General features: G+C 49.1%; 25 protein-coding genes and 1 pseudogene. 22 read left to right on the top strand and 4 right to left on the bottom strand.

Annotation, left to right across the window (positions count from 1 at the left end; all coding sequences use genetic code 11):
- The first annotated feature begins 12 nt into the window (after nucleotides 1-12).
- From T495_RS0106265 to T495_RS0106210, 12 genes are read left to right on the top strand one after another with little or no spacing between them, the layout of a single operon-like run.
- Nucleotides 13-1,404, top strand: coding sequence for an SLC13 family permease (locus tag T495_RS0106265; protein ID WP_028904324.1), 1,392 nt, complete (start codon nucleotides 13-15; stop codon nucleotides 1,402-1,404).
- Between the two features lie 24 nt (nucleotides 1,405-1,428).
- Nucleotides 1,429-2,406, top strand: coding sequence for a 6-phosphofructokinase (gene pfkA, locus T495_RS0106260; protein WP_028904323.1), 978 nt, complete (start codon nucleotides 1,429-1,431; stop codon nucleotides 2,404-2,406).
- A gap of 3 nt (nucleotides 2,407-2,409) precedes the next feature.
- Nucleotides 2,410-3,510: an AAA family ATPase gene (locus T495_RS0106255; RefSeq protein ID WP_028904322.1), complete on the top strand. Its 1,101-nt coding sequence runs from the start codon at nucleotides 2,410-2,412 to the stop codon at nucleotides 3,508-3,510.
- A gap of 37 nt (nucleotides 3,511-3,547) precedes the next feature.
- Entirely contained in the window at nucleotides 3,548-5,074 is a 1,527-nt protein-coding gene (atpD, locus tag T495_RS0106250; RefSeq protein ID WP_033147981.1) for a F0F1 ATP synthase subunit beta, read from the top strand.
- 23 nt (nucleotides 5,075-5,097) lie between these two features.
- Nucleotides 5,098-5,364: an ATP synthase F1 subunit epsilon gene (gene atpC / locus T495_RS0106245; protein ID WP_028904320.1), complete on the top strand. Its 267-nt coding sequence runs from the start codon at nucleotides 5,098-5,100 to the stop codon at nucleotides 5,362-5,364.
- A gap of 34 nt (nucleotides 5,365-5,398) precedes the next feature.
- The gene (locus T495_RS0106240) at nucleotides 5,399-5,746 is read left to right on the top strand and encodes a hypothetical protein (RefSeq protein ID WP_231480258.1); all 348 of its coding nucleotides are present in this window, start codon (nucleotides 5,399-5,401) and stop codon (nucleotides 5,744-5,746) included.
- A gap of 24 nt (nucleotides 5,747-5,770) precedes the next feature.
- Nucleotides 5,771-6,811, top strand: coding sequence for a F0F1 ATP synthase subunit A (gene atpB, locus T495_RS0106235; protein WP_033147979.1), 1,041 nt, complete (start codon nucleotides 5,771-5,773; stop codon nucleotides 6,809-6,811).
- A gap of 56 nt (nucleotides 6,812-6,867) precedes the next feature.
- Nucleotides 6,868-7,110: an ATP synthase F0 subunit C gene (gene atpE / locus T495_RS0106230; protein ID WP_028904317.1), complete on the top strand. Its 243-nt coding sequence runs from the start codon at nucleotides 6,868-6,870 to the stop codon at nucleotides 7,108-7,110.
- 37 nt (nucleotides 7,111-7,147) lie between these two features.
- A complete protein-coding gene (gene atpF / locus T495_RS0106225) occupies nucleotides 7,148-7,663 on the top strand; it encodes a F0F1 ATP synthase subunit B (RefSeq protein ID WP_028904316.1) in 516 nt (171 codons plus the stop codon).
- Between the two features lie 12 nt (nucleotides 7,664-7,675).
- On the top strand, nucleotides 7,676-8,212 hold the full coding sequence (locus T495_RS0106220; protein WP_028904315.1) for a F0F1 ATP synthase subunit delta: 537 nt from the start codon (nucleotides 7,676-7,678) through the stop codon (nucleotides 8,210-8,212).
- Nucleotides 8,213-8,217: 5 nt separating this feature from the next.
- Nucleotides 8,218-9,804 carry a F0F1 ATP synthase subunit alpha gene (gene atpA / locus T495_RS0106215; protein WP_033147978.1) on the top strand — a complete coding sequence of 529 codons (1,587 nt, stop codon included), beginning with the start codon at nucleotides 8,218-8,220 and terminating at the stop codon, nucleotides 9,802-9,804.
- Between the two features lie 6 nt (nucleotides 9,805-9,810).
- Nucleotides 9,811-10,782 (top strand): F0F1 ATP synthase subunit gamma, encoded by a 972-nt coding sequence (locus tag T495_RS0106210; protein ID WP_033147977.1) that lies wholly within the window; start codon nucleotides 9,811-9,813, stop codon nucleotides 10,780-10,782.
- Between the two features lie 73 nt (nucleotides 10,783-10,855).
- Here T495_RS0106210 and T495_RS0106205 read toward each other — a convergent pair whose 3' ends face one another.
- Together T495_RS0106205 and T495_RS0106200 are read right to left on the bottom strand one after the other, a co-directional pair.
- Nucleotides 10,856-11,548 (bottom strand): SIMPL domain-containing protein, encoded by a 693-nt coding sequence (locus T495_RS0106205; protein WP_033147976.1) that lies wholly within the window; start codon nucleotides 11,546-11,548, stop codon nucleotides 10,856-10,858.
- A gap of 14 nt (nucleotides 11,549-11,562) precedes the next feature.
- Nucleotides 11,563-12,093 carry a hypothetical protein gene (locus T495_RS0106200; protein WP_033147975.1) on the bottom strand — a complete coding sequence of 177 codons (531 nt, stop codon included), beginning with the start codon at nucleotides 12,091-12,093 and terminating at the stop codon, nucleotides 11,563-11,565.
- A 412-nt stretch (nucleotides 12,094-12,505) separates the two neighbouring features.
- On the opposite strand from T495_RS0106200, the gene T495_RS0106195 reads away from it, so the two are divergent.
- From T495_RS0106195 to T495_RS0106175, 5 genes are all read left to right on the top strand, one after another.
- On the top strand, nucleotides 12,506-13,348 hold the full coding sequence (locus tag T495_RS0106195) for a prephenate dehydratase domain-containing protein (RefSeq protein ID WP_033147974.1): 843 nt from the start codon (nucleotides 12,506-12,508) through the stop codon (nucleotides 13,346-13,348).
- Nucleotides 13,349-13,376: 28 nt separating this feature from the next.
- On the top strand, nucleotides 13,377-14,540 hold the full coding sequence (locus tag T495_RS0106190) for a pyridoxal phosphate-dependent aminotransferase (RefSeq protein WP_033147973.1): 1,164 nt from the start codon (nucleotides 13,377-13,379) through the stop codon (nucleotides 14,538-14,540).
- Nucleotides 14,541-14,542: 2 nt separating this feature from the next.
- Complete coding sequence (locus T495_RS0106185; RefSeq protein ID WP_028904308.1) at nucleotides 14,543-15,607, top strand: bifunctional 3-deoxy-7-phosphoheptulonate synthase/chorismate mutase type II; 1,065 nt, start codon at nucleotides 14,543-14,545, stop codon at nucleotides 15,605-15,607.
- 38 nt (nucleotides 15,608-15,645) lie between these two features.
- Nucleotides 15,646-16,440 carry a prephenate dehydrogenase/arogenate dehydrogenase family protein gene (locus T495_RS0106180; protein ID WP_028904307.1) on the top strand — a complete coding sequence of 265 codons (795 nt, stop codon included), beginning with the start codon at nucleotides 15,646-15,648 and terminating at the stop codon, nucleotides 16,438-16,440.
- 119 nt (nucleotides 16,441-16,559) lie between these two features.
- Nucleotides 16,560-20,090 carry a discoidin domain-containing protein gene (locus T495_RS0106175; protein ID WP_051651885.1) on the top strand — a complete coding sequence of 1,177 codons (3,531 nt, stop codon included), beginning with the start codon at nucleotides 16,560-16,562 and terminating at the stop codon, nucleotides 20,088-20,090.
- A 96-nt stretch (nucleotides 20,091-20,186) separates the two neighbouring features.
- Here the strand turns inward: T495_RS0106175 and T495_RS0106170 are convergent, their stop codons facing one another.
- Both T495_RS0106170 and T495_RS0106165 read right to left on the bottom strand, forming a co-directional pair.
- The gene (locus tag T495_RS0106170; protein ID WP_051651884.1) at nucleotides 20,187-21,791 is read right to left on the bottom strand and encodes a beta-N-acetylhexosaminidase; all 1,605 of its coding nucleotides are present in this window, start codon (nucleotides 21,789-21,791) and stop codon (nucleotides 20,187-20,189) included.
- Nucleotides 21,792-21,823: 32 nt separating this feature from the next.
- Nucleotides 21,824-22,948 (bottom strand): annotated as a pseudogene (locus T495_RS0106165) (PIG-L family deacetylase); the annotation flags it as partial.
- Nucleotides 22,949-23,070: 122 nt separating this feature from the next.
- On the opposite strand from T495_RS0106165, the gene T495_RS0106160 reads away from it, so the two are divergent.
- From T495_RS0106160 to T495_RS0106140, 5 genes are read left to right on the top strand one after another with little or no spacing between them, the layout of a single operon-like run.
- Complete coding sequence (locus T495_RS0106160; RefSeq protein ID WP_033147972.1) at nucleotides 23,071-23,718, top strand: epoxyqueuosine reductase QueH; 648 nt, start codon at nucleotides 23,071-23,073, stop codon at nucleotides 23,716-23,718.
- Between the two features lie 56 nt (nucleotides 23,719-23,774).
- Entirely contained in the window at nucleotides 23,775-25,136 is a 1,362-nt protein-coding gene (gene ffh, locus T495_RS0106155; protein WP_028904304.1) for a signal recognition particle protein, read from the top strand.
- 34 nt (nucleotides 25,137-25,170) lie between these two features.
- Nucleotides 25,171-25,803, top strand: a complete 633-nt coding sequence (locus T495_RS0106150; RefSeq protein WP_051523165.1) for a TerB family tellurite resistance protein — start codon at nucleotides 25,171-25,173, stop codon at nucleotides 25,801-25,803.
- A gap of 8 nt (nucleotides 25,804-25,811) precedes the next feature.
- Entirely contained in the window at nucleotides 25,812-26,690 is an 879-nt protein-coding gene (gene folD, locus T495_RS0106145; RefSeq protein WP_033147971.1) for a bifunctional methylenetetrahydrofolate dehydrogenase/methenyltetrahydrofolate cyclohydrolase FolD, read from the top strand.
- Entirely contained in the window at nucleotides 26,690-26,869 is a 180-nt protein-coding gene (locus T495_RS0106140) for a tetratricopeptide repeat protein (RefSeq protein ID WP_013065546.1), read from the top strand. Before folD ends, T495_RS0106140 begins: the two co-directional genes overlap by 1 nt.
- Nucleotides 26,870-26,875: the final 6 nt, after the last annotated feature.

Below are 26,875 nucleotides of genomic sequence, written 5' to 3'. Positions count from 1 at the left end.
GGCATAGAGAAAATGACATTAATTATCGTCATACTGCTATTATTAGGATACGTTGTGATAGCTACTGGCCACACAACGGGGGTAAACAAGTCGGCAATCGCCATTTTTATCGGTACTGTAGGATGGGTGGTCTATATATGTTATGGTACCGACTTTGTGATGCAGCGCCATGCACAGGATTATTGGAAATTCCTTGCAGGTAGTCTGCCATCGAGCGAAGCAGTAAAATATTACATATATAATAATATATTCCTATATTACGTAGGTCGTGCAGCCAGTATCGTTATGTTTCTTCTGGCAACCATGAGTATCGTCGAGATACTGCATAATAACGGCTGTTTCGATTTTGTAACAAAGTGGATTAAGACCCACAACTCAAAACGACTATTGTGGACTATCACCTTGGCAACTTTCATTCTGTCGGCTAATCTCGATAACCTGACAACAGCAACGATGATGCTGGTCATCATGCATTCCATTGTCCAGAACCGTCGTCAGCGTATGCTGATTGGTGCAGCCATCGTTATTGCAGCCAACTGTGGGGGGTGTCTGACTGTGATAGGTGATCCTACCACCCTAGTACTTTGGGGGGATGAAGCCATTACTGCAACCAGATATACAACGTATATGGCACTGCCAGCTATTCTGGCTTGGATTGTGCCAACCATCCTGATTAATCGTGAACTGCCAGAGCGACTTGATACCCAATGGGCACCGATGCCGTTCCGTGGTGATGATACCAATCTGTTGCCTTGGCAACGCATAGTGATGCTCTTTGTAGGTATTGGCGGTTTGTGGTTTATTCCGACTTTCCATACCATTACGAAACTGTCACCATTCCTCGGTGCTTTGTGTGTGCTGAGTGTATTGTGGGTAGTCAACGAGATTATGAATCGCAAGCTGATTGGAGCTGACCAGATGATGCAGCGGTTGACTCCTCGTTCGGTGCAGTATGGCTCACTGCAGCAAATACTATTTGTAATGGGTATTATGTTGGCAATGGGTGTTGTTACCGAGACTGGCGTGTTTAGCGATGTGGCCCAGTGGATAGATGATACTTTTGAAAATGTGTGGATTCTTGGAATAGTTTCTGGACTGCTGAGTGGACTTGTCGACTCGTTCACGATTGCCATGAGCGACGTTTCGCTTTATCCGATAGCTGATACTGCCATGGAAGGCTCGTATGCCGAGAATTTCGTGGTGAATGGTGCTTATTGGAAAATTGTTGCTTTCTGTACCGCCGTAGGTGGCTGTCTGCTCAGTGTTGGTTCGGTGAGCGGACTGGCCTTGATGAAAATGGAGCACATGCGCCTTAGCTGGTATCTGAAGAACCTGACGCTGAAGGTGATGGCAGGTATGCTGATAGGCTTGGCTGTGCTGTGGATTGAAGTGAATTATGTATAACTAAACAATAAATGATTAGGTAATATGACAAAGATTAAGACGATTGGTATCCTGACGTCGGGAGGCGATGCACCAGGAATGAATGCCGCTATACGTGCCGTGACACGTGCCGGTATCTACAACGGTTTTAAGATTAAAGGAATATATCGTGGTTATGAAGGACTGATTCATGATGAGGTTCAGGAATTCACCACAGAGAATGTGAGTGGCATTGTAACCCGTGGTGGTACAATCCTGAAAACAGCCCGTTCAAAGGAGTTCCCAACACCAGAGGGAATGCAGAAAGCTTACGAGACCTGTGTAAAGGAAGAGATTGATGCGCTGGTGGTTATTGGTGGAAACGGTTCGCTCACAGGTGCTCGCAACTTCGGTATGGAGTTCGATTTCCCTGTGATAGGTCTGCCTGGTACTATTGATAACGACCTCTATGGCACCGACTCAACGATTGGCTACGATACCACGATGAATACCATCATGGAGTGTGTGGACCGTATCCGCGACACCGCCAATTCGCATGAGCGTATCTTCTTTGTGGAGGTGATGGGCCGTGATGCCGGTTTCCTGGCACAGAACTCTGCCATTGCCTGTGGTGCCGAGGCTGCCATCGTTCCCGAGGAGTCGACGGATGTTGACCAGTTGGCACAGTTCATGAGCCGTGGTATCCGAAAGTCAAAGAAATCATGTATCGTGATCGTATCCGAGAGTCCCAAGTGTGGCGCACTCTACTATGCTGATCGTGTGAAGAAGGAGTTCCCTGAGTTCGACGTGCGTGTGTCCATCCTTGGTCACTTGCAGCGTGGAGGTACCCCATCAGCCCGCGACCGCATTCTGGCTGCCACCACAGGTGTGGGTGCTATCGAGGCCATTAAGCAGGGACAGCGTAATGTGATGGTAGGTATCCGCAACAACGAGGTGGTATACGTACCTTTCAGCGAGTGTATCCGCACCGATAAACGTTTTGATAAACGCCTGATTAAGGTTCTTGATGAGCTTAGCATTTAATCTATGCCAGATATTAAAAAGATAGTATTAACAGGAGGCCCCTGTGCGGGCAAGACCACTGCCTTGGTAAAGATTACTGAGTACTTCTCGGGCTTTGGCTACAAGGTGTTTAATGTACCCGAAGTGCCCACGATATTCAGTACGGCAGGCTGGAACTACCTGACCCCCAATCGCAACCTGTATTATCAGGGCGAGCGAGCCATCTTGGAGACGCAGCTGGCGCTCGAAAACCAGTTCATGCGTTTGGCTGAGGTGTGCGAAGATCCCGTTCTGATTGTATGCGATCGTGGCGCGATGGATATCTCTGCCTATATCAAACCCGAGGAGTGGGAAGAGATTACGCACATGGCTGGTACCAATAGTAATACGCTGCGTGAGAGCTACGATGCCGTGCTTCACCTGGTGAGTGCTGCTGATGGTGCTGAGCAGTATTATACCACTGCCACCAATGCCACCCGCTATGAGCAAGCTAATGAAGAGGGACTGCGTATAGCCCGTGAACTCGACAAGAAGGTCATCAAGGCCTGGACGGGGCATCCTCATCTGCGTGTCATCAACAACCACGACGACTTTGAGAATAAGCTCAACCGTGTGCTAACCGAGATCTCCAAGGTGGTAGGGCTGCCTCAGCCAGTGCAAGAGGAGCGTATCTTCAGGGTGGAGATTACCGGCGAGATTCCAGAGTGTTCTGTCAGCGAGATCACACAGACCTATCTGGTGGCAGAGCCAGGAACAGAGGTGCGTCTGCGCCGTCGTGAGTGGAGTGGTGGAAAGGTGGTCAATGTGCACCGTTCCAAGAAGCGTATCTCTGAGACCGAGGTGATAGAGACCGAGCGTCAGGTGGACAACAATCTCTATGAGCAGATGTTGCAACAGGCTGATCCGTATCGTACCACCATCCGTAAGAAACGTCAGAGTTTCATTTGGAAAGGCCAGTTCTTCGAGATCGACAGTTTCCAGAACCCTGTTAGTAATCTGGTGATGATGGAGACCAAGGGCGTCACCGCTCAGGAAACGGTTAACTTTCCGCCGTTTATACGTGTGCTTGAGGATGTTACCGGCAATCCTAAGTATCTCAATTACAATATTGCGTTAAGACGATAAATATAGAATCAAATAATAACTTTAAAAATTAACAGCTATGTCAAAAATTATTGGACACATTTCGCAGATTATCGGTCCTGTTATCGACGTTTACTTCGATACAGAGGGCCAGGATGCCGAAAAGGTGTTGCCAAAGATTTACGATGCTCTGAAGATTGATCGTGGCGACGGGCGTGACCTGATTGTCGAGGTGCAGCAGCACATCGGCGAAGATACGGTGCGCTGTGTGGCTATGGACAATACCGACGGACTGCATCGCGGACTGGAAGCGATCCCTCTGGGTTCACCTATCGTGATGCCTGCAGGTGATCAGATTAAAGGTAGAATGCTGAACGTTATCGGTCAGCCTATCGATGGTATGAAACAGCTCGATATGGACGGGGCTTACCCCATCCACCGCGAGGCACCAACATTCGAGGAACTGTCGACCAAGAAAGAGATTCTGGCCACAGGTATTAAGGTTATCGACCTGCTGGAGCCCTACATGAAGGGTGGTAAGATCGGACTCTTCGGTGGTGCTGGTGTAGGTAAGACCGTGCTTATCATGGAGCTGATTAACAACATTGCCAAGGGACACAACGGATTCTCAGTATTCGCTGGAGTGGGAGAGCGTACCCGTGAGGGTAACGACCTGATCCGCGAGATGATTGAGAGTGGCGTTATCCGCTACGGCGAGAAGTTCCGTGAGGCTATGGACCAGGGTAAGTGGGACTTGAGTCTTGTTGACCCTGAGGAGTTGAAGAAGAGCCAGGCCACACTTGTTTACGGACAGATGAACGAGCCACCAGGCGCACGTGCATCAGTGGCCCTTTCAGGACTGACCGTAGCTGAGGGATTCCGTGATGGTGGTGGTAAGGATGGCGGTGCTGCCGATATCCTGTTCTTCATCGATAACATCTTCCGTTTCACTCAGGCTGGTTCTGAGGTATCTGCTCTGCTGGGTCGTATGCCATCAGCTGTAGGTTATCAGCCCACACTGGCATCAGAGATGGGTTCGATGCAGGAGCGTATCACATCAACAAAGACCGGTTCTATCACCTCAGTACAGGCTGTATACGTGCCTGCCGACGACTTGACCGACCCTGCTCCAGCTACCACCTTTACTCACCTGGATGCTACCACCGTATTGGATCGTAAGATTGCTGAGTTGGGTATCTATCCTGCTGTTGACCCACTGGGTTCAACATCACGTATCCTCGATCCACTGATTGTGGGTAAGGCTCACTACGATTGTGCACAGCGCGTAAAGGAGATTCTGCAGCGCTACAAGGAGTTGCAGGACATCATTGCTATTCTGGGTATGGACGAGCTCTCTGACGAAGATAAGCTGACTGTGAACCGTGCACGTCGTGTGCAGCGCTTCCTGTCACAGCCATTCTCTGTGGCCTCTCAGTTCACTGGTCTGCCTGGTGTGATGGTGCCTATTGAAGAGACTATCAAGGGCTTCAATGCTATTCTCGATGGTGAGGTAGACGATCTGCCAGAGCAGGCATTCCTGAACGTCGGAACAATCGAAGATGCTAAGGAGAAGGCCAAGAAACTGTTGGAAGCAGCTAAAGGCTAATTGACAATTGAAATTTGACAATTATGTTACAGCTAAAGATAGTTTCACCCGAGAAGGTAGAGTTTGACGGAGCAGTCGAGAGCGTTCTTGTGCCTGGCACAGTTGGACAGTTCGAGATACTTACCAACCACGCGCCGATTATCTCGTCGCTGGAGAAGGGAACCGTAGTATATACCTTGGAGTCTGGTGAGAAGAACAGGCTCGACATCTTAGGCGGCTTCGTTGAAGTGCAGAAGAATGTTGTAAGCCTATGTGTGGAAATAAGGAGCATCGGTGACAATGGACTTTGATAAACTGAGTAAACGCTACGCACGGCAGAGCATTTTGCTGACGACAGGGCTGGCTCTTCTGGGTTTGCTGGTGGCAAATGTCTATCAGACAGACGGAATAATCATACCACTGGTTGTTAGTTCGCTCTTTGTGCTGATAACAGAGCTCGCTTCTGCATTTCTGTGGCGTTGGGTGGCTGTCAAGCATTCCGACATGCTACCATCGTTCTTTACAGGTGTGTCAGGATTCCGCTTTCTGTTAGCGCTGGCCGTTATGTTTGTTTGGTATCTGGCTACGAACAGACAGGCAATAATCACGTTCTTCGTGGTGTTCCTGATCTTTTACTTCGTGTCCCTTATTCACCATTCCATCTTCTTTTCGAGAGTATCAAATCGTTTGTAACGATCTTAAAATGAGTTATTTCAAATGAAACAATTAAAGTCAATATGTCTCTTGTTGATGGTCGCGTTTCTGCCGCTGTCGCTCTATGCCAATGAGCAGGAGGACGAGAAACTCGACATCCCGGAAATCGTGCTTGAACACTTGGCCGATTCCTACGAGTGGCACATTGCTTCTTATCAAGGTAAGCATCTGAGCATTCTATTGCCGATAATCCTTAGGAGTTCGAACACGGGTGCTTGGTACTTCTGCACAGCACATAGTCTGCCTGATGGTTTCTTCTTCAACGAAGAGGCACATGGCAAGGTGTATGAGCGGATGGCCGACGGGACGACAGAACGTCCGTTGGATCTGAGCATTACGCGTAATGTGTTGCAGATATGGATTGTGGTAGCCCTCTTGCTGGGGGTATTCCTATCCTGTGCCCGCTGGTATAAGAAGCATGACGAGAAGAGTAATGCGCCCGGCGGATTCGTGGGAGCTGTGGAGATGCTTGTGATGATGATTCACGATGACGTCATCAAGTCGTCAATTGGTGAGAAGCATTACAAACCCTACGCACCTTATCTGCTGACGGTATTCTTCTTCATCCTGTTTACCAACCTCGTAGGACTGCTGCCCATCTTCCCAGGTGGTGCTAACGTTACGGGTAACATCAACATCACGTTCTTCTTGGCCTTCTGCACATTCCTTGCTATCAACTTGTTTGGCAATAAGGAGTACTGGAAGGATATTTTCTGGCCTGATGTGCCTATCTTCCTGAAGGCTATCCCCGTGATGCCTGCTATCGAACTGTTCGGCGTCTTCACTAAGCCCTTTGCTCTGATGATCCGACTTTTCGCCAACATGATGGCTGGTCACGCAGTAATCCTTTCGTTTACCTGTGTGATTTTCCTTGGTTGGTCGATGGGAGTAGGTTATGGTCTTGGGCTTAACCTGTTCAGTATCCTCATGCTTCTGTTTATGAATGCACTGGAGCTGCTGGTGGCCTTCGTTCAGGCGTATGTGTTCACAATGCTTAGTGCCGTATTCATCGGTCTGGCTCATCAGGACCATCACGCTGAGTAAAATTAAGATTTTAGAGAATTAAGTAACAACATTATTAATAATTAAAAATTAAAAGTATTATGATTTCAGCTTTATTTTTAGCCGAGGGTCTGGCTCAGCTGGGCTGCGGTATTGGTGCAGGTATTGCAGTAATTGGTGCAGGTTTGGGTATTGGTAAGATTGGTGGTAGCGCCGTTGATGCTATCGCTCGCCAGCCAGAGGCTTCTGGTAAGATTTTCACCCAGATGATTCTGACCTCTGCTTTCGTTGAGGGTTGTGCTCTTTTCGCTATTGCAGCTTGTGCATTCCTTATCAAGTAAGGATTGAAGAATTCAAAAACTGAAAAATTGAAGTTTTATGGATTTCAGTAAACTGCCAGCAATCCTCACCCCCGATCTGGGACTTCTGTTCTGGATGCTTCTGGCGTTTGCCGTCATCTTCTTCTGTTTAGCAAAGTACGGATTTCCTGCCATTACCAATATGGTTGAGGAGCGGAAAAAGTACATCGACGAAAGTCTGCTGAAGGCTCACGAGGCCTCTGAGCGACTGGAGAACATCAAGCAAGAAGGTGAGGCTATCCTTCAAGAGGCACGCGACCGTCAGGCTCAGATACTTAAGGAGGCTGCGGAGACACGCGACGCTATTGTGGAGCAGGCTCAGGAGAAAGCCAGGGCAGAGGGTGCCCGTCTACTGGAAGATGCCCGTGTGGCTATCGACCAGGAGAAGAAGGCTGCCATTGCCGATATCCGCCAGCAGGTTGCCGCACTGAGTGTAGGCATCGCTGAGAAGGTTCTCAAGCAGAGCCTGAAGGACGACAAGGCCCAGATGGATTTGATTGATCGCATGCTGGATGAAGTTTCTACTGATAAATAAGTAACCCAACGTATGGATATAGGAGTCATATCGGTAAGATACGCGCGCGCACTTCTCAAGAGTGCTACCGACGCCAAGATAGAGCAGCAGGTGTATGCCGAGATGCAGCAGATAGCCAAGAGCTACATCGAGGTGCCGCAGTTGCGCTCTACGATTGACAATCCGATGCTCTCGAAGGATAAGAAGGAGGGCTTGCTGCTCACCGCGGCAGGCCGCGAGCCTTCTGGTCTGATGAAGGCCTTCATCCAGCTGGTGCTGAAGGAGGACCGCGAGAATGTGATGCAGTTCATCGCCAATTCGTACGTCACGCTTTACCGTCAGCAGAAGAATGTCATCCGTGGACGTCTCATCACTGCTGCTGCCGTATCTCCTGAAACAGAACAGAAGATGCGCCGCATGGTGGAGAGTAAGACTAATGGAACAGTGGAGTTTGAGTCGCAGGTCAACCCCGACATCATCGGAGGTTTCATCCTGGAGTACGACACCTATCGCATGGACGCCAGTGTCAAAACCAAACTCAACTCAATTCTTAACACTTTAAAGAAATAATAACAATGTCAGATAAGATTAAACCAAGCGAAGTTTCCCAGGTGTTGCTCGACCAGTTGAAAGGCATCTCCGATGCCGAGAAGTTCGACGAGGTAGGTACCGTTCTCACCGTCAGCGATGGTGTGGCACGTATCTACGGTCTGCGCAATGCCGAGGCCAACGAGCTGCTGGAGTTTGAGAATGGCACCATGGCTATCGTGATGAACCTCGAGGAGGACAACGTGGGCTGCGTGCTCTTGGGCTCTACCTCAGGCATCAAAGAGGGCATGGTGGTGAAGCGCACCAAGCGTATCGCTTCTATCCGAGTGAACGACAACATGCTGGGACGTGTTATCAATCCGCTGGGCCAGGCTATCGACGGTAAAGGAGAAATCGATCTCACCGAGGCATTCGAGATGCCTCTGGATCGTAAGGCTCCTGGAGTTATCTACCGTCAGCCTGTAAAGGAACCGCTGCAGACCGGATTGAAGGCTATCGACTCGATGATCCCTATCGGTCGCGGACAGCGTGAGCTGATTATCGGTGACCGTCAGACGGGTAAGACCGCCATCGCTGTTGATACCATCATTAACCAGAAGAGTTTCTATGAGGCAGGAAAGCCTGTCTATTGTATCTATGTAGCTATCGGTCAGAAGGCCAGTACCGTTGCTGCTCTCGTATCTACACTGCAGGAGCACGGCGCTATGCCTTATACTATTGTGGTTGCAGCTACCGCTGCTGATCCTGCTGCTATGCAGTACTATGCGCCTTTTGCTGGTGCTGCTATCGGTGAGTACTTCCGTGACCGTGGTCTGCCCGCACTCGTAGTATACGACGACCTCTCTAAGCAGGCAGTGGCCTATCGTGAGGTATCGCTGATTCTGCGCCGTCCTTCTGGACGTGAGGCCTATCCTGGCGATGTATTCTATCTCCACTCTCGTCTGCTTGAGCGTGCAGCCAAGATGAACGAGCAACAGGAGGTGGCCGAGCAGATGAACGACCTGCCTGAGTGTATGAAGGGTCACGTAAAGGGTGGTGGTTCGCTCACCGCTCTGCCTATCATCGAGACACAGGCAGGTGACGTGTCGGCTTACATCCCAACCAACGTTATCTCTATCACCGATGGTCAGATCTTCTTGGAGAGCGACCTCTTCAACCAGGGTTTCCGTCCCGCCATCAACGTAGGTATCTCAGTATCTCGTGTGGGTGGTTCTGCTCAGATCAAGAGTATGAAGAAGGTGGCTGGAACACTGAAGATCGACCAGGCGCAGTATCGTGAGCTCGAGGCCTTCTCTAAGTTCTCAAGCGATATGGATGCTGTGACAGCGATGACACTTGACCGTGGTCGTAAGAACAATCAGCTGCTCATCCAGCCTCAGTACAGCCCAATGCCGGTAGGCGAGCAGATTGCCATCCTGTATTGCGGTGTGCATGGTCTGATGCGCGATGTGCCCATCGCTAAGGTACGTGAGTGCCAGACCTCGTTCCTCGACAAGCTGCGCTCAGCTCATCCCGAGGTGGTCGAGACTCTGGCCAGCGGTAAGATCGACGACGAGACCACCAAGCAGATTGAGGCCGTTATGGCTGATATCGCCGGAACGTATAAAGCCTGATAGCCTATGCCAAGCCTGAAAGAAATTAAAGGCCGCATAGCCTCAGTCAATTCTACGCGAAAGATCACGTCGGCTATGAAGATGGTTGCCTCCAGCAAGCTGCACCACGCTCAGGTGGCTATTCAGAATATGCTGCCTTACGAGGAGCTGCTGGAGCACATCCTCAAGTCGTTCCTGGCTGCCGAGGCCGAGGCTCAGACCATCTACGATCAGGAGCGCCCTGTTAAGAGGGTAGCCTTGGTGGTGTTCTCAAGTAACTCGTCACTCTGTGGCGGTTTCAATGCCAACACCATCAAGCTCATGTCGCATGTGGTCGATGAGTATGCCGAGACCATCGGGCGCGACCAGGTGGAGATCTATCCCATTGGCCGCAAGGTGTATGAGAAAGCCCGTAAGATGGGTTTGCAGGTGCAAGGTGAATACTCTGCGCTGGCCGACCATCCCAACGTGCAGCAGTGCATCGAGATAGCCATGGAGCTGGGCCGTAAGTTTGCTGCGGGCGAGATTGATAAGGTGGAGCTCATCTATCATCACTTCAAGAGTGCCGGTTCGCAGGTGCTCACCCGCAAAACGTTCTTGCCCATCGATGTGGAGTCGGAACTGCAGGCTGACCACGAGCGCGATCTCACTTCTACGATTGCCACCAAGCAGTCGCAGGAGTATCTGAAGAAGCGTGGTGAGCGCGAGACAGAAATGAAGCAGGAAGACGTGAAACCGCTGAACGATAACTTCATCGTTGAGCCCGACATGAATACTGTGCTTTCTCAGCTCATGCCAAAGTTAGCTCACCTGATGCTTTATACAGCGTTGCTCGATTCGAATGCCTCAGAGCATGCTGCCCGAATGGTGGCCATGCAAACCGCTACGGATAATGCTGATGAATTGTTGCGCGAGCTCAATTTGCAATATAATAAGAGTCGTCAGCAAGCCATCACCTCCGAACTGCTTGATATTGTGGGTGGCTCGGTGAATAACTAATAAAAAAGAAGTTTGCGGTTGATAGCGCAAACTTCTTTTTTTATTTGTGTTGTGTAATAACCTTCAGATGTTGTTAGTCTTTGAGTGAATAGGTGATGGTGGTTACCACACGCAACTTCTTGATGTAAGGCGTGTTCATATCGCGGTCTTCGATTTCAAACTGTCCCTGACCTGCTGTTTGTATCTGACCTAATTCGCTTTTGCTGGCCTCGGCAAACTGTTCGGCAGTTTTCTGGGCATTCTTAATAGCTTCTGCCATCATCTCTGGTTTCATCTGCTGGAATGAAGCATACTCGTATTGGGGATTGCTGTTTTCGATGGCAACACCTTGTTTCAGTAATTCTGCCTGTTTAAAGATCGCCTTGTTCACCTCGTTCACCTTGTTAGTTGCCACGGTAATCGTAGTGTTCACAATATAGCGGAAGTTCTTTTGGTTGTCACCCCATTCACGAGCCTCTAAGTCGCTGATGGTTGGTGGATTCACCGTTATCTCTTTTTCTTCGATGCCGTTCTGTTGCAAGAACTTCTTGATCTTATTGGTCTGAACGTTGATGTTCTCATAGAGTAGGGGAAGGTCGTTACCCGTTACCTTAGTGCCGATGCTCCATGTCACCTTGTCGGCGGGAACTTCACGTTCGGCAAGTCCCTTAACCGTTACCTTACGATCCTTGTTGGCAAAGTTGTCGATGCCACCTTTGATAAAAAGTCCTAAACAAACAATGCCCACTGTGATGAGTGCTGCAGCAATAATACGATTTTCTTTCATACGCTTACATGTTATTACCAAAAAAGTTCATCATTACTGAATTGAACGATAGATAGTCTATAATGTACATCTCTGTTATGGGCTTGGCTTATATTGTCTTCCTGAGCATCCATATATTGCAGCTTCTTTCTGAGCCATTTGTTTACGGCTGTTTCCTTTACCCAAAAAGTAGCATCAGGGTTGATGTGCATCTTGTTGTCGGCAAATTGATTCAGAAGAGTCTGGTTACCACGAATGATATTAAGTGCTTCTTTTAATTCCTCAGCCGTTGGAAATGGGAAACTGTAATAGCGCTTTGCGTAAAACATCTCATCCAGCTCGTCTTTACAGAATGGTGCACCATTAATGATAGAAATGTTTTCGGCAGGTAGCTTACCCAGTGCTTTCACCAGAATACCTCGTTGCGTATTGGTTGCTTCGCGTATACATATATATCGCGAAGTAATAAACTCCGTGAAGGAATTATCCCCTTTCTTTTTAACATCTTTCACCTCTTTCGGCAGACTAACCAACTCCCCAAAAGTCCAATTGTTGTTTGTTTTCATATTGTGTATAATTAATATAATGAATTCTATCTGTCGTGCATTTATAAGTTTCAGTTTTTTCTAAAAAACGATGCAAAGGTAATGATTTTTTTAAATAATCGGGCAAAAAGTGATAAAAAGTAAGCTAAAAACGAAAAAAAAATGCTTTTAATTTGGTGGTTTCGCAAAAATGCTATACTTTTGCAGGCGAAATCAGCGAAATGCTGGACATTTGTAGAATTTAAGAATTAAAGTTATGTCAATGTTGAATAGTTATTTTTACGGTTATTATTTTTACTTTACAGGGAACTGTGAGGCGGGAAGTTGCGTATAAATTTCAACTTATGACAAGAGAAGATAAAAAAACAAGGTCCCGCTTCACAACAAAGTGATAGCGGGATTCTTATTAAAATAAAGGTTATAGAAAAAGAATATGAAGAGAATAGCCATACAAGGACTGATAGGGTCGTTCCACGATATAGCGGCTCACCTGTATTTCGAGGGAGAACAGATTCAGCTGATATGCTGCAGTACCTTCGAACAGGTGTTCGAGCAGATCAAGCAAGACCCCACCACCATTGGCATGCTGGCCATTGAGAATACAATTGCGGGCAGTCTGCTCCATAACTACGAACTGTTGCGCGATAGCGGTACAAGTATCGTTGGTGAGCATAAACTGCATATAACCCATTGTATCTGTTGTTTGCCTGAGGACGACTGGGATACCATTCAGGAAGTGCACTCTCACCCAGTGGCTTTGATGCAGTGCCGCGAGTTCCTGGCCAAACATCCGCAGCTCAAGAATGTGGAGGCAGAGGATACTGCCGGAAGTGCCAAGATGATTGCCGAGGGACAGAAACGTGGCTGGGCTGCTATCTGCCATGCCGAGGCTGCCAAACTGTATGGTCTGAAGGTTCTTGAAGACCACATTGAGGATAATAAGCATAACTTTACCCGCTTCCTGGTGGTAAGCAATCCAAACAAGGCCGATATGCTACGCCCGCTGACCGAAGCCAATAAGTCGAGTATCGTTTTCTCATTGCCTCACGAAGAAGGTTCGCTTTCGCATGTACTGGCTATTCTGTCGTTCTACAAAATCAATCTCACTAAGATTCAGTCGCTGCCCATCATCGGCAGAGAGTGGGAATACCTGTTCTATGTCGATGTGATGTACGACGACCTGACCCGTTATCGTCAGGCTATCGATGCGATTTTTCCATTAACAAAGGCCCTAAAGATTTTAGGCGAGTACAAGGATGGGCGACAGACGAATTAAACGTAAATAGAATTAATACTAAAAGATTATGATACAACCTGCAGATAGATTAAGTTTAGTACAGGAATACTACTTCAGTCGCAAGCTGAAAGAGGTGGCGCAGTTGAACGCCGAAGGCAAGGATATTATCTCGTTGGCTATTGGCAGCCCTGACATGCCACCTTCGCAGCAGACCATTGATAAGTTGTGTGAGGTTGCTCATCTACCCGATGCGCATGGTTATCAGATGACAGTTGGTACCCCCGAATTGCGTGAGGCGATGGCACAGTTCTATAAGCGTTGGTACAATGTGAATCTGGACCCCAAAACCGAAGTGCTGCCACTGATTGGCTCGAAGGAAGGAATCCTGCACGTGACTTTGGCTTTTGTGAATCCTGGCGACGAGGTGCTGGTGCCCAATCCTGGCTATCCTACCTACACATCGCTTTCTAAGATCTTAGGCGCAAAGATTGTCAACTATAATCTGCGAGAGGACAATGGCTGGCAGCCCGATTTCGAGGAACTGGAGCAGATGGATCTGAGCCGCGTAAAGCTGATGTGGACAAATTATCCCAACATGCCGACAGGCGGTCGTGCCCGTATGGAAACCTACGAGCGACTGGTGAAGTTTGCCAAGGACCACGATATCGTGATTGTGAACGATAATCCCTACTCATTCATTCTGAGCGAGGAGCATCTGAGTATTCTGCAGGTACCTGGTGCCAAGGACTGCTGTATCGAGTTCAACTCTATGTCGAAGAGTCATAACATGCCAGGTTGGCGTGTAGGCATGTGCCTGTCGAATGCGCAGTTCATCCAGTGGACGATGAAGATTAAGAGTAATGTTGACAGCGGAACCTTCCGTGGTCTCCAGTTGGCAGCTGCCGAGGCGCTGAAGAACAATGACGAATCATGGCACCACGAGTTTAATATCGAGACCTATGCTCGTCGCCGTCAGTGGGCCGAGCAGATTATGGATGTGCTGGGTTGCACCTATGATAAGAATCAGGTAGGCATGTTCCTATGGGGTAAGATTCCTGCTGATATTAAGAATGTAGAGGACCTGACTGAGCGTGTACTCCATGAGGCTCGTGTGTTTATCACCCCCGGCTTTATTTTCGGTTCAAACGGCGAGCGCTATATCCGCATCTCGCTTTGTGCCAAGGAAGAGAAAATCAAACAAGCATTAGAAAGAATTAAAAAAGCAATATAATTATGGAACTGGAATTATCACCATTGAATTTACCGAGTGACAACGAACGTCCCTTTGTGATTGCAGGCCCTTGCTCTGCAGAAACTGAGGAACAAGTGATGACAACCGCTAAGCAGTTGGCCATGAAGGGCTGCCATAACTTCCGTGCAGGTGTATGGAAGCCTCGTACCAAGCCCGGTGGCTTCGAGGGTCATGGCGAACCCGCTCTGGTATGGTTGGAGCAGGTGAAGAAGGAAACCAAGATGCTGGTATCGACCGAGGTGGCTACACCCGAGCATGTAGAGCTGTGCCTGAAGCATAACGTCGATATCCTGTGGATTGGAGCCCGTACATCGGCTAACCCTTTTGCCATGCAGGCTATTGCCGACTCTCTGAAAGGTGTCGATGTCCCCGTGTTTGTGAAGAACCCTGTGAACCCCGATCTGGAGCTTTGGATTGGTGCTCTTGAGCGTATCAACCAGGCAGGAATCAAGCGCTTAGGAGCCATTCATCGTGGTTTCTCTAGCTATGAACAGAAGATTTATCGTAATGCACCTATGTGGCAGATTCCCATCGAGTTACGTCGTCGTATTCCCGAGTTACCAATTATCAGCGACCCCAGCCACATCGGTGGCCGTCGTGAGCTGGTAGCACCACTTTGTCAGCAGGCTATGGACCTTGGTTTTGATGGTCTGATTGTAGAGAGCCATTGCGATCCTGATAAGGCCTGGAGTGATGCCAAGCAGCAGGTTACTCCCGATGTTCTCGACTACATTCTGAGTCTGCTGGTTATCCGTGATGAGAACACCACAACCGAGGGTATTACTCAGTTGCGTAAGCAGATCGACGAGTTGGATAATCAGCTGATGGAGCTTCTGGCTAAGCGTATGCGTGTATGCCGCGAGATCGGTCAGTACAAGAAGGAGCACAACATGACTGTGCTGCAGGCCAATCGTTACAATGAGATTCTGAATAAGCGCGGTGCCCAGGGTTCGCTCTGCGGTATGGATCCAGAGTTTGTGGCCCATGTATTCGAGAATATCCACGAAGAGAGCGTCCGCCAACAGATTGAAATCATTAACAAGTAATTATTACATTGTTACATTTTCTAATTTTTACATTGTAAATGAAGATATTAGTAATGGGTGCAGGAAAGATGGGATCGTTCTTCATCGACCTGCTGAGTTTTGACCACGAAGTTGCTGTGTTTGAGCGCGATGCCAAACGCATGCGATTCACCTATAACTGTCAGCGTTTCACCTCTTATGAAGAGATCAAGGCCTTCGAGCCAGAGCTGCTTATCAATGCCGTGACGCTGAAGTACACCATTCCAGTATTCAAGGAGGTGATACCTTACCTGCCCAAGGAGTGTATCATCAGCGATATCGCATCGGTAAAGACCGACTTGAAGGATTTCTATGAGCAGACCGGCATGCGTTACGTCAGTACGCACCCCATGTTCGGACCCACCTTTGCCAATCTGCAGCAACTCTCTGAAGAAAATGCCATCATTATCAGCGAAGGCGACACGCTGGGCCGTTGCTTCTTCAAGGACTTGTATAGCAAGTTGGGACTGAATATCTATGAGTACAGTTTCGAGGAACACGATAAGACAGTGGCTTACTCGCTGTCAATACCTTTCGTGTCAACCTTTGTGTTTGCAGCTGTGATGAAGCATCAGGATGCGCCTGGTACAACTTTCAAGCGTCATATGCGCATTGCCAAGGGTGTGCTCAACGAGGACGACTATCTGCTTCAGGAAATCCTGTTCAACCCCTATACCCACGAACAGGTGGTGCAGATACGTACGGAGTTGAAAGAGCTGCTCGAGATTATCGACAAGAAGGATGCTGCTGGTATGAAGGGATACCTGACTAAAATTCGTGACAATGTGAAGCGCGATATTGAGATTAAGCGCTGATACTATTTTGTCAGTTTCAAATATCTGTTGGTAAGATTGTCATAAAAACAAAACGAAAGTTTGCATGGTGTGATTCTTTTTCGTATTTTTGTGCGCAAAAATTAGAATCGCAACTGTTTATGAAGTATCTTACAACCTTATTATCGTGTATCGGTATGTGCGCTGTGGCTGCACCTGGAAATACCGATTACACGCGTGGCATCGGACGTTATCCGGGTGCCCAGAGTGAGTACTATGCCCCTGCTGTTAGTTGGGTGGACAACGGTCAGACACTGTCTAACGTAGCCCTCCATCGAGCGGCATGGGCATCGTCGTCTATTGACTATAACCATACGGCACATCTGGTGACAGATGGTATCTGCAACACAGCCCCCCCCGTCAGACTGAAGGTTTCAACTCAGGATGGGGTACTGCCCCGTAAGGAAGCAGAGTGGGCTATCGATGGCGGTGCCTATTCGAAGAATATCCTGATGGGTGAGAAGGCTTGGCTGCAGTACGATTATAGCGGTGCCATGAAGGTGAAAACCGCTGGGGTGCGTGTAGTAGGTATGATGGCGTATAATGACCAGTTGGCTACCAAGGGCTATAGTATCCGTTGTGAGGCTTCGGAGAACGGCAAAGACTGGCAGGTTGTGGGTGAAATCAAAGGTAGTCAGCTACCAGGAAAGCCGCTCTTATATAAGTTACATTCCGACCCTAACAAACAGACCGAAGAGAGCCTGTTGCCAGCCCGCCAATTGGATGAACTCATCAAATTCAAGACACCAGTAAACACCCAACATCTGCGCGTGGTGATGGATATGGCAGGCGCAGCCCACTGGGATGTGTACGAACTGAATTTCCAGGATGCGATTGGTGGCTATGTGGAGCTGTTACCATCGCAGAAGTTCAGTAGCGTGTGGATGAGCGATGGTGGTGGTAAGCAGTGGCTCTATACTGATCTGGGCAAGAGTCTGCCCATCCGACAGATTGAGCTCGATTGGCTGTATGCCCCCAAGGTAGGAATCATTCAGGTATCGGATGATGCTAAGACCTGGAGAAAGGTGGCTGATTTCAAAGCTCAAAAATCAAAGTTTACGTTTCAAGCTACCGCCCGCTACGTGCGTCTGCTGCTACAGGAACCTGGTGAGGCTGGTTGCTATGCCCTGCGTGAGATGGCAGTTCTTTCTAAGTTTAGGAAGATCTATGCACCGCATGCTTTAGCCGGCTTGAAGAATGGCCGCTACGAGTTGAGTGGCGGCTTGTGGCAGTTGCAGCGTGCATCGGAGGTTGATGCCCGTGGCGAACAGATTGCCTCAGCCGACTATGATAGTAGAAGCTGGATTCCGGCTACGGTTCCTGGTACGGTGCTGGCTTCGTTTATGAATATTGGTGCGGTGCCCGATCCAAATTATGCGGATGATGTGGACCAGATATCAGAGTCGTATTTCCGTTCCAATTTCTGGTATCGCCAGGAGTTTGACATAACATCTGTTGATGGTGCCCAGCAGTGGCTGAATTTCGATGGTATCAACTGGAAGGCCAATGTATATCTGAACGGTCAGCGTCTCGGACGTATCGAGGGTGCATTTATGCGCGGGAAGTTTAATGTCACAGGGTTGCTGCGCAAAGGTAAGAATTACCTGGCCGTTGAGGTGGAATGCAATCAGTATTTCGGTGCTGTGAAGGAGAAGGACCGCAATACCACTCAGCTGAACGGCGGACTGCTCGGTGCCGATAATCCTACCTTCCATGCTACTATCGGCTGGGATTGGATTACTACCGTTCGAGGTCGTGAGGTAGGCATCTGGAACGAGGTTTATCTTACCTCTACAGGAAATGTGACCGTGAGCGATCCATACGTCAGCACCAAGTTGTCTGCCGATGGCAGGACGGCCAGCGTGAAGCCTTCGGTGTTTGTGCGTAACAACGATAATCAGCCGGTAAAAGGCACACTGAAGGGCTGGATAGGTGATGTGAAATTTGAAAAGCAGATCACTCTTCCTGCCAATACTGAGCAGGAGGTCAGCTTCTGTCCACACTGCAACAAACAGCTTACCAGCAGCAACTTCAAACTGTGGTGGCCTAATGGTTATGGCGAGCCTTATCTCTACGAGTCGGGGTTTACTTTCGAACCCGATCATGGCGAGGCCTCTACCATCAGCTATCAGGCTGGTATCCGTGAGATGAAATACGAGGGATTGAAGGATTCGCTCATCATGTATATCAACGGTCGCCGTTTTATTCCATTAGGTGGAAACTGGGGTTTTGACGAACACAACCTCTTGTATCGTTCGCGTGAATACGATATTGCTGTGGGCTACCACAAGCAGATGAACTGCACCATGATTCGTAACTGGGTGGGCCAGATTGGCGACGAGGCTTTCTACGAGGCTTGCGATAAGCATGGTATCATGATATGGCAGGACTTCTGGTTGGCTAACCCTGCCGACGGCCCCGATCCCTACGACGATGTGCTCTTCTTGAGCAATGCGCAGGATTATCTGCGCCGTATCCGCAGTCATGCCAGTATCGGTATCTGGGTTGGTCGTAACGAGGGCTTTCCTCCTGAGACTATCGATCGTAAGCTGCGTGAGTATGTACACACCTTCGCACCAGGCTTGGAGTTCATCTCCAGTTCAGCCGATGACGGTGTGAGCGGACATGGACCATATTGGGCACTGCCTATGAAAGAATATTTTGCCCGCCAGAGCGGTAAGATTCACAGTGAGCGCGGCATGCCTAACGTGATGAATATCGAGAGCTTGACTCGTACACTCAGTCCTGATGCCCTCTGGCCACAGAGTGTGCAGTGGGGACAGCACGACTATACGCTGATGGGTGCCCAGCGTGCCCGTGAGTTTAACGGACTGGTAGAGATGGGGCTTGGCAAGGCCTCCAGCGCCGAGGAGTTCACCCGTTGGGCTCAGCTCATTAACTATAACGGCTATCGTGGCATGTACGAGAGCACCAGTAAGAGCCGTGCAGGACTGCTGATCTGGATGAGTCATGCCTGCTGGCCATCGATGGTTTGGCAGACTTACGATTACTATTTCGACCCCACAGCTGCTTACTTTGGTGTGAAGAAAGCCTGTGAGCCACTCCACATCCAGTATAACGCCCTGACTGACAGCATCGAGGTGGTAAACCACTCGGCAGGAAATGTGGCAGGTATCACCGCTACAGTTGCTGTATATGATCTGAATGGTAAGAAGGTTCGCCAGCAGAAGCTCCGTCTGAATAGCAATGAGGATACCACTCAGGCTATCCTGAGGCTGACCAAGTTGCAGCCTCAGACGCCATCGGCTGTTTGGTTCCTACGTTTATCACTCACTGATAAGCGTGGTGTGATTTCGGAGAATGAGTATATCATGGGCCGCGAGGAGAATAACTACCGCGCCCTGACCACCTTACCAAAATCAGCACTGCAGCAGAACGTAAAGGTTACTGGAACCAAGGCTGTGCTCACCCTGAAGAATACAGGCAAAACGGTTGCCCCGTTCCTGCGTGTCAACCTGAAGGGTGCCGATGGTGAGCAGATTCTGCCGGTTATCTATAGCGACAACTACTTTACCTTGATGCCTGGCGAACAGAAAATCGTCACCATTGAGTGGAAGGCCGAAGATGCTCGCGGACAGGCTCCAGTCTTTGAAGTAACCCCAATTAGTTAAGTGGCTTATACAAATTGGGGGTGCTTTTTTCTCTAAGTACTTTTCACGTGCAAAGCAGTTAGCGCGCAAAATATCTTTAGGTACTTTGCAAAATTCTTAGAACAGCCAACGACTGGGGAGTTGTCGATCGGGCCACAGATGTTTGGCATACTGATAGTGGTATAATTCGTACAGGCGGGTAAACACAGTCAGTCGCTCCTTAAAGGTCTCGAAATTCTTGTGTTCAGGCATTGTCCAAAGCACTTCGGCTAAAGCCGACATGCGGGGCAATGCCTGATATTCTACCATCCCCTCGGTAAACAGATGCTCAGTCCAGATATTGGCCTGACCGCCAAGGATATGCTTTCGTGCATCGGCTGGGATTGAATCAGGGGCAGGATCGAGTGCGTACACCTTTTCTACTGGGATATAGCCACTGCAGCGACTCGGTTCGTGCGAGGTCTCCTTGCTCTGCTGGTAGTCGAAATAGCAGTGAGAGGTGGGCGACATCACGACGTCGTGCCCCGTTTGGGCTGCTTGTGACCCAGGAGCAGAACCTCGCCACGACATAATCATCGCATCGGCAGGACTGGCCTCAAGTATCTCGTCCCAGCCCAGAACCCTACGATGGTGGGCTGTGATGAAGTCGAACACACGTTTCGTGAAGAAGCCTTGATAGGTGGTGTGCTTCAGGTTGAGACTATTGCACTTGGCGCAGTGTTCCCACTTCTCGGTAGGCGCCTCGTCGCCACCGATATGAATAACCTCCGATGGGAAGATATCCATAATCTCTGTAAGCACATCCTCTACAAACTCATATACCTTAGGATTGCCTACACAGAGCACATCCTTGTACACGCCCCAATAGTGTCCTACCTGGTAGGGACCGCCAGTACAGCCCAGCTCGGGATAGCATGCCAGCGCAGCCAGCATGTGTCCTGGCATATCAATCTCAGGTACTACGGTGATGTGGCGTTCTTGGGCATATTCTACTATCTCGCGTGCCTGCTGCTGGGTGTAGTAACCCCCATGAGGAATACTGTCGTCGAGGTCGGCATTGATACCAAGCACCGTACCTGAACGCTGCGAACCGATGGTGGTGAGCTTTGGATATTTTTTGATTTCTATGCGCCAGCCCTGATCGTCGGTCAGGTGCCAGTGGAAGACGTTCATATTGTGCATCGCCAGCAGGTCGATATACTTCTTGACGAAATCGACAGAGAAGAAGTGACGCGAGCAGTCGAGATGCATGCCTCGCCATGAGAATCGTGGTGTGTCGGTAATAGTGGCTGCAGCAAACTCAGTACCATTGGCAGCTGCTTTGCGCAGCGTCTGTATGCCATAGAATACACCTGCAGCAGAACCGCCTTCGATACGGAAACCTTTCTGCGATACGTTGAGCATATATCCCTCTTGGTTGGTGACTTTTGTTGATATGCCCAACTCGATATAGCGCATTTTTTTCGCGCGCTTGTCGGTAATGGGTAGTTGTAAACCTGCCACTTCTTTCAGATACTGCTGCAGTAAAGCGGCTTCGCGTTGCAATTCGGCTGGTGCCAGAATCTGTACATCAGCATCCAACAGGAAGGCTGGACCTTTAGCCAGTTGGATAGACTGGGGCAGGGGAACTACATGATAGTCAGCCGGAGCGGCTGAAGTGAATAGTGATGAGTGAATAGCGAATAGTGCCGTGAGCACTAATGGTTTTAAATTAAAGTTCATAATGCTATTTAGTTTACATTTTGCAACGAAAATTAAAATTTGTATTCTACAAATGCCTCCATCGCCTCGTAGCAGGCCAGTCCTAAGTTGTCGTAGCGTTTGGCGGTCTCGCGGTTGCGGTCTTCGGCACGTTGCCAGAACAGTCGCTCGTCGTTGCCTAAGAACGGTGCACTCTCCATCTGACTCTGGTGGCGCAGAATGGCATTTCGCTTTTCGCGCAATTCCTCAGGGCTCATGGGCACACACATCTCGATGTCGGCCACATCCCATTCTGCCCAAGCACCACGATACATCCATACGCGACAGTCCTTGAGCCACTCGGCACCAGCTTTCTTTTCCTCGTCGATGGCTGCCAATACGGCATCGGTACATTTACGGTGTGTGCCATGTGGGTCGGCCAGATCGGCTGCTACATATATCTGGTGGGGCTTAATCTCACTGATCAGTTCGATAATCGGGGTTACATCAGCCTCAGTCATAGGCAGCTTTTCAATCTTGCCGCTTTCGTAGAAAGGCAGGTCGAGGAAGTGGATATGCTTACTGTCGATACCGCTATACTCGCAAGCCAATCGAGCTTCGACACGACGAATCAGTCCCTTCAGGCGCAGTATCTGTTCGTTGTCCAGATCGCCCTCTTTCTTATTCTTGATAAAAGCCTTTACAGCCTGATAGCTGTGCTTGATAACCTCGTCGCTGCCATTGGCAAAGATAGAGTTGAACCCGTTGATGAAGTGCATGAATCGGCGCACTTCCTCGTCGCCCACAGCAATGTTGCCCGATGTCTCGTAAGCAATGTGTACATCGTGGTGCTGCTGCATCAGTCGACGGATGGTGCCACCCATCGAAATGACATCATCGTCGGGGTGGGGCGAGAATACTATGACACGCTTGGGGTATGGATTGGCACGTTCTGGACGTGTGGAATCATCAACATTCGGCTTGCCTCCCGGCCATCCGGTAATGGTATGCTGTAATTCGTTGAAGACCTCAATGTTGACTAGACCAGCCTGGCCATCAAACTGTTCGACAAGGTGACCCAATCCGTTTTCAACATAATCCTTGGTCGACAGCTTCAGCAGTGGCTTTTCTACCTTATTACACAAATCGATAACTTGACGCCTCAGTTCATGATTAGGCATCTTAATGTTGTTTGTAAGATTCAAGTTCATCATGTTATAAAAGTAGTATATCTTAAATTTTCTGCGAAGTTATACAAATAATGCGAAATAAACGCAGAATTTGAGAAGATTAACAATAAAAATATGTAATTTTGCACCCGATGAAACAACCAGCTATACAGAAACCGGAAGGACTGAGCGAGGTGCTGCTGCATGCCTGCTGCGCCCCTTGTTCGTCGGCTATCGTCGAATGGATGATGGCTCACGACGTTCGTCCAACGATTTATTATTTCAATCCAAATATCTGGCCCAGAGAGGAATACGAAATCAGAAAACAGGAGAGTAAGCGCCATGCGGAGAGCTTGGGACTCAAGTGGATTGATGGCGACTACAACCATGACGAGTGGTTGGGTGGCGTGTGCGGATTAGAGAAAGAGCCTGAACGCGGGCGTCGCTGCGAGCGTTGTTTTACGTTGCGCCTGATAGCTGCAGCCAAGCAGGCTCAGGCATTAGGCATTAAGTATTTTACTACCACACTGGCATCGAGCCGTTGGAAAAGCTTAGAGCAGATTGAACGTGCCGGCCTTATCGCCGAACAAAAGGTTAATGAGGAAATGTTCAATGTTCAAAGTCCAAAGTTCAATGAAGTTAAATTCTGGGCACAGAATTGGCGTAAAGGCGGACTCTATGAGCGCCGTAATCAGTTGCTCAAGGAGTATGATTTCTATAACCAGCAATATTGCGGGTGTGAGTTCAGTATGCGAGTTAAAACAACAGAAATAGGGGAAAAACAAAAAAACGACGAGTAAAATTTGGGTGTATCATATTTTTTGTGTATCTTTGCGCCCTAAAAAAGAAAGGTGATATGTTTGAGAATTTAAGTGATAGATTAGAACGCTCGTTCAAGATACTGAAAGGTGAAGGAAAAATCACCGAGATTAATGTAGCTGAAACACTGAAAGATGTACGTCGTGCCCTGTTGGATGCCGACGTAAACTATAAGGTAGCTAAATCATTTACAGATACTGTCAAGCAGAAGGCTCTGGGTATGAATGTGCTCACAGCCGTGAAACCCAGTCAGCTGATGGTGAAGATTGTTCACGATGAGCTGGCCGAACTGATGGGTGGAAAGGCAGCCGAGCTGAAAGTTGAGGGTCGCCCAGGCGCACCTGCCATCATCCTGATGTCGGGGCTGCAGGGTTCAGGTAAGACCACCTTCAGCGGTAAGCTTGCCAAGATGCTGAAAGAGCGTAATCACAAGAAGCCCTTGCTGGTAGCCTGCGACGTGTATCGTCCTGCTGCTATCGAGCAGTTGAAGGTTGTGGGTGAGAGTGTGGGTGTACCCGTTTACTCAGAGCCTGATAATAAGAATGTAGTAGAGATTGCCAACAACGCCATTCAGGAGGCCAAAGCCAAGGCCAACGATGTGGTGATTATCGATACCGCTGGCCGACTGGCAGTCGACGAGGAGATGATGCAGGAGATCGAAACGCTGAAGAAGGCCGTTAATCCTAACGAGACCCTGTTCGTTGTCGACTCGATGACCGGTCAGGATGCTGTTAACACCGCTAAGGAGTTCAATGATCGCCTGGATTTCGATGGTGTGATCCTGACAAAGCTCGATGGCGACACCCGTGGTGGTGCAGCCCTCAGTATCCGCACCGTGGTTACCAAGCCTATTAAGTTTGTAGGTACGGGCGAGAAGATGGAGGCTATCGATGTGTTCTACCCAGAGCGTATGGCCGACCGTATTCTCGGTATGGGTGATATCGTTTCGCTGGTAGAGCGCGCCCAGCAGCAGTTCGACGAGGAAGAGGCCAAGAAGCTGGAGAAGAAGATCCGTAAGAACAAGTTTGATTTCGATGACTTCATGGGTCAGATTCAGCAGATCAAGAAGATGGGTAACATCAAGGATCTGGCAGCTATGATTCCTGGTGTAGGCAAGCAGATTAAGGATCTGGATATCGACGATAATGCCTTCAAAGGCATCGAGGCCATCATCAATTCGATGACTCCTAAGGAGCGTGCCAATCCCGACATCATCAACCAGAGTCGCCGATTGCGTATAGCCAAGGGTTCTGGTTCGAAGCTCGAGGATGTGAATCGCCTGATGAAGCAGTTCGACCAGACGCGCAAGATGATGAAGATGGTGACCGGCCTGAACTCATCGAAGATGGCGCAGATGGCGGCAGCGATGAAGATGCGAGGCGGCATGCCGAAGTTCTAAGACATCATTAAGAATTACCTAATTATAAATTACTATGGCATTTGGACAATGGATTAGCAATCTGGTAGGCCTCTTCGAGGAAGGACCTATGAAGGATCTGACTGAGGAAATGGCAAAGGCCACTCAGCCGAAGAAGACGGCAGCGGAAGAGGTGATTATCACCGATGAGTTCCGTCAGACGTTTAACATCGATTCGCCAGTGCGTGAGAATCTGAAAAACAGTTTCCTGTTCTCAATGCTGCTCATGGCATCGCACATCGTGCTGGCCGACGGTAAGGTAGAACCAGAGGAATATGAGTTCTTAGGCAAGTTCCTCCGCATCAACTTCGGCAAGGAAGCCGAGCACGAGGGCATGGAAGTGGTCAAGAAGATCATCGCCAAGCGTGCTGTGATGGAAGCACAGAAGCCGATGGCGTTCCTCCAGATGATAGGCGACTGCGGTAATCAGATAGCTCAATCACTCAGCGAGGATCTGCGTTACCAGATGTTGAGCATGCTGGCACTGATTGTCAAGAGCGATGCCAATGTAACTAACACTGAGATCGAGGCCCTCAAGGAGGTGGCCATCTATATCGGACTGAAAGCAACCGATGTGGACACGCTGATGAACCTCGACGCTCAGAAAACCCAGAATGCCAAGGACGAATGGCAATGGATTAAACAATAACAACACATATGCAACTGATTGATGGAAAAGCAACAGCAGCGGCTATCAAGGCCGAGATTGCTGAAGAGGTAAAAGAGATTGTTGCCCAGGGTGGCAAACAGCCCCATCTGGCGGCCGTATTGGTGGGTCACGATGGAGGTTCGGAGACTTATGTAAAGAATAAAGTACTGGCCTGCGAGGCTTGTGGCTTTAAGAGTACGCTCATCCGTTTCGAGGATACTATCTCGGAGGATGAGCTTTTATCTTGCGTTGATAAGCTCAACAAGGACGACGATGTGGATGGCTTCATCGTGCAGTTGCCCTTACCAAAGCATATCGATGAGCAGAAGATTATCGAGGCAATCGACTACCGTAAGGATGTCGACGGTTTCCATCCTATCAACGTGGGACGTATGGCTATCGGTCTGCCTTGCTTCATCTCAGCCACTCCTTTAGGCATCATCACACTGCTTAAGCGCTATGGTATCGAAACCAGTGGTAAGAAGTGTGTCATCCTGGGTCGTTCAAACATCGTAGGTAAGCCTATGGCTCAGCTCATGATGCAGAAGCAGTATGGCGACGCTACCGTTACCGTATGCCACTCGCGCTCAAAGACGCTGAAGGAAGAGTGCCGCGCAGCCGATATCATCATCGCTGCCATTGGTCAGCCCGACTTTGTAACAGCCGATATGGTGAAGGATGGTGCTGTGATTGTGGATGTAGGTACCACCCGTGTGCCCGATGCTACACGCAAAAGCGGCTTCCGTCTTAATGGCGATGTGAAGTTCGACGAGGTTGCACCTAAGTGCTCGTATATTACACCTGTTCCTGGTGGCGTTGGTCCTATGACCATCTGCTCGCTCATGAAGAATACCCTGGCTGCAGGTAAGAAAGAATACTATAAGTAATGACGGCGCAAGAGTATTACGAACAAGGCAATGAGGCCCGCAAGCGCGGTCAGTGGCACGAGGCAATCAATAGCTATATCCAGGCTATTGAGCTCGACCCCGAGAGTCCCGCTGTGGAAGCCAAGCGTATGCTCGACGACATCATGGCTTTCTATTGTAAAGATATGTATAATCCATAAACAAAT

The sequence above is a fragment of the Prevotella sp. P6B1 genome (assembly GCF_000702825.1).
Taxonomy (GTDB): domain Bacteria; phylum Bacteroidota; class Bacteroidia; order Bacteroidales; family Bacteroidaceae; genus Prevotella.
The sequence above is the reverse complement of the archived record's forward strand: the minus strand, read 5'-3'. Positions and strand labels throughout refer to the sequence as shown.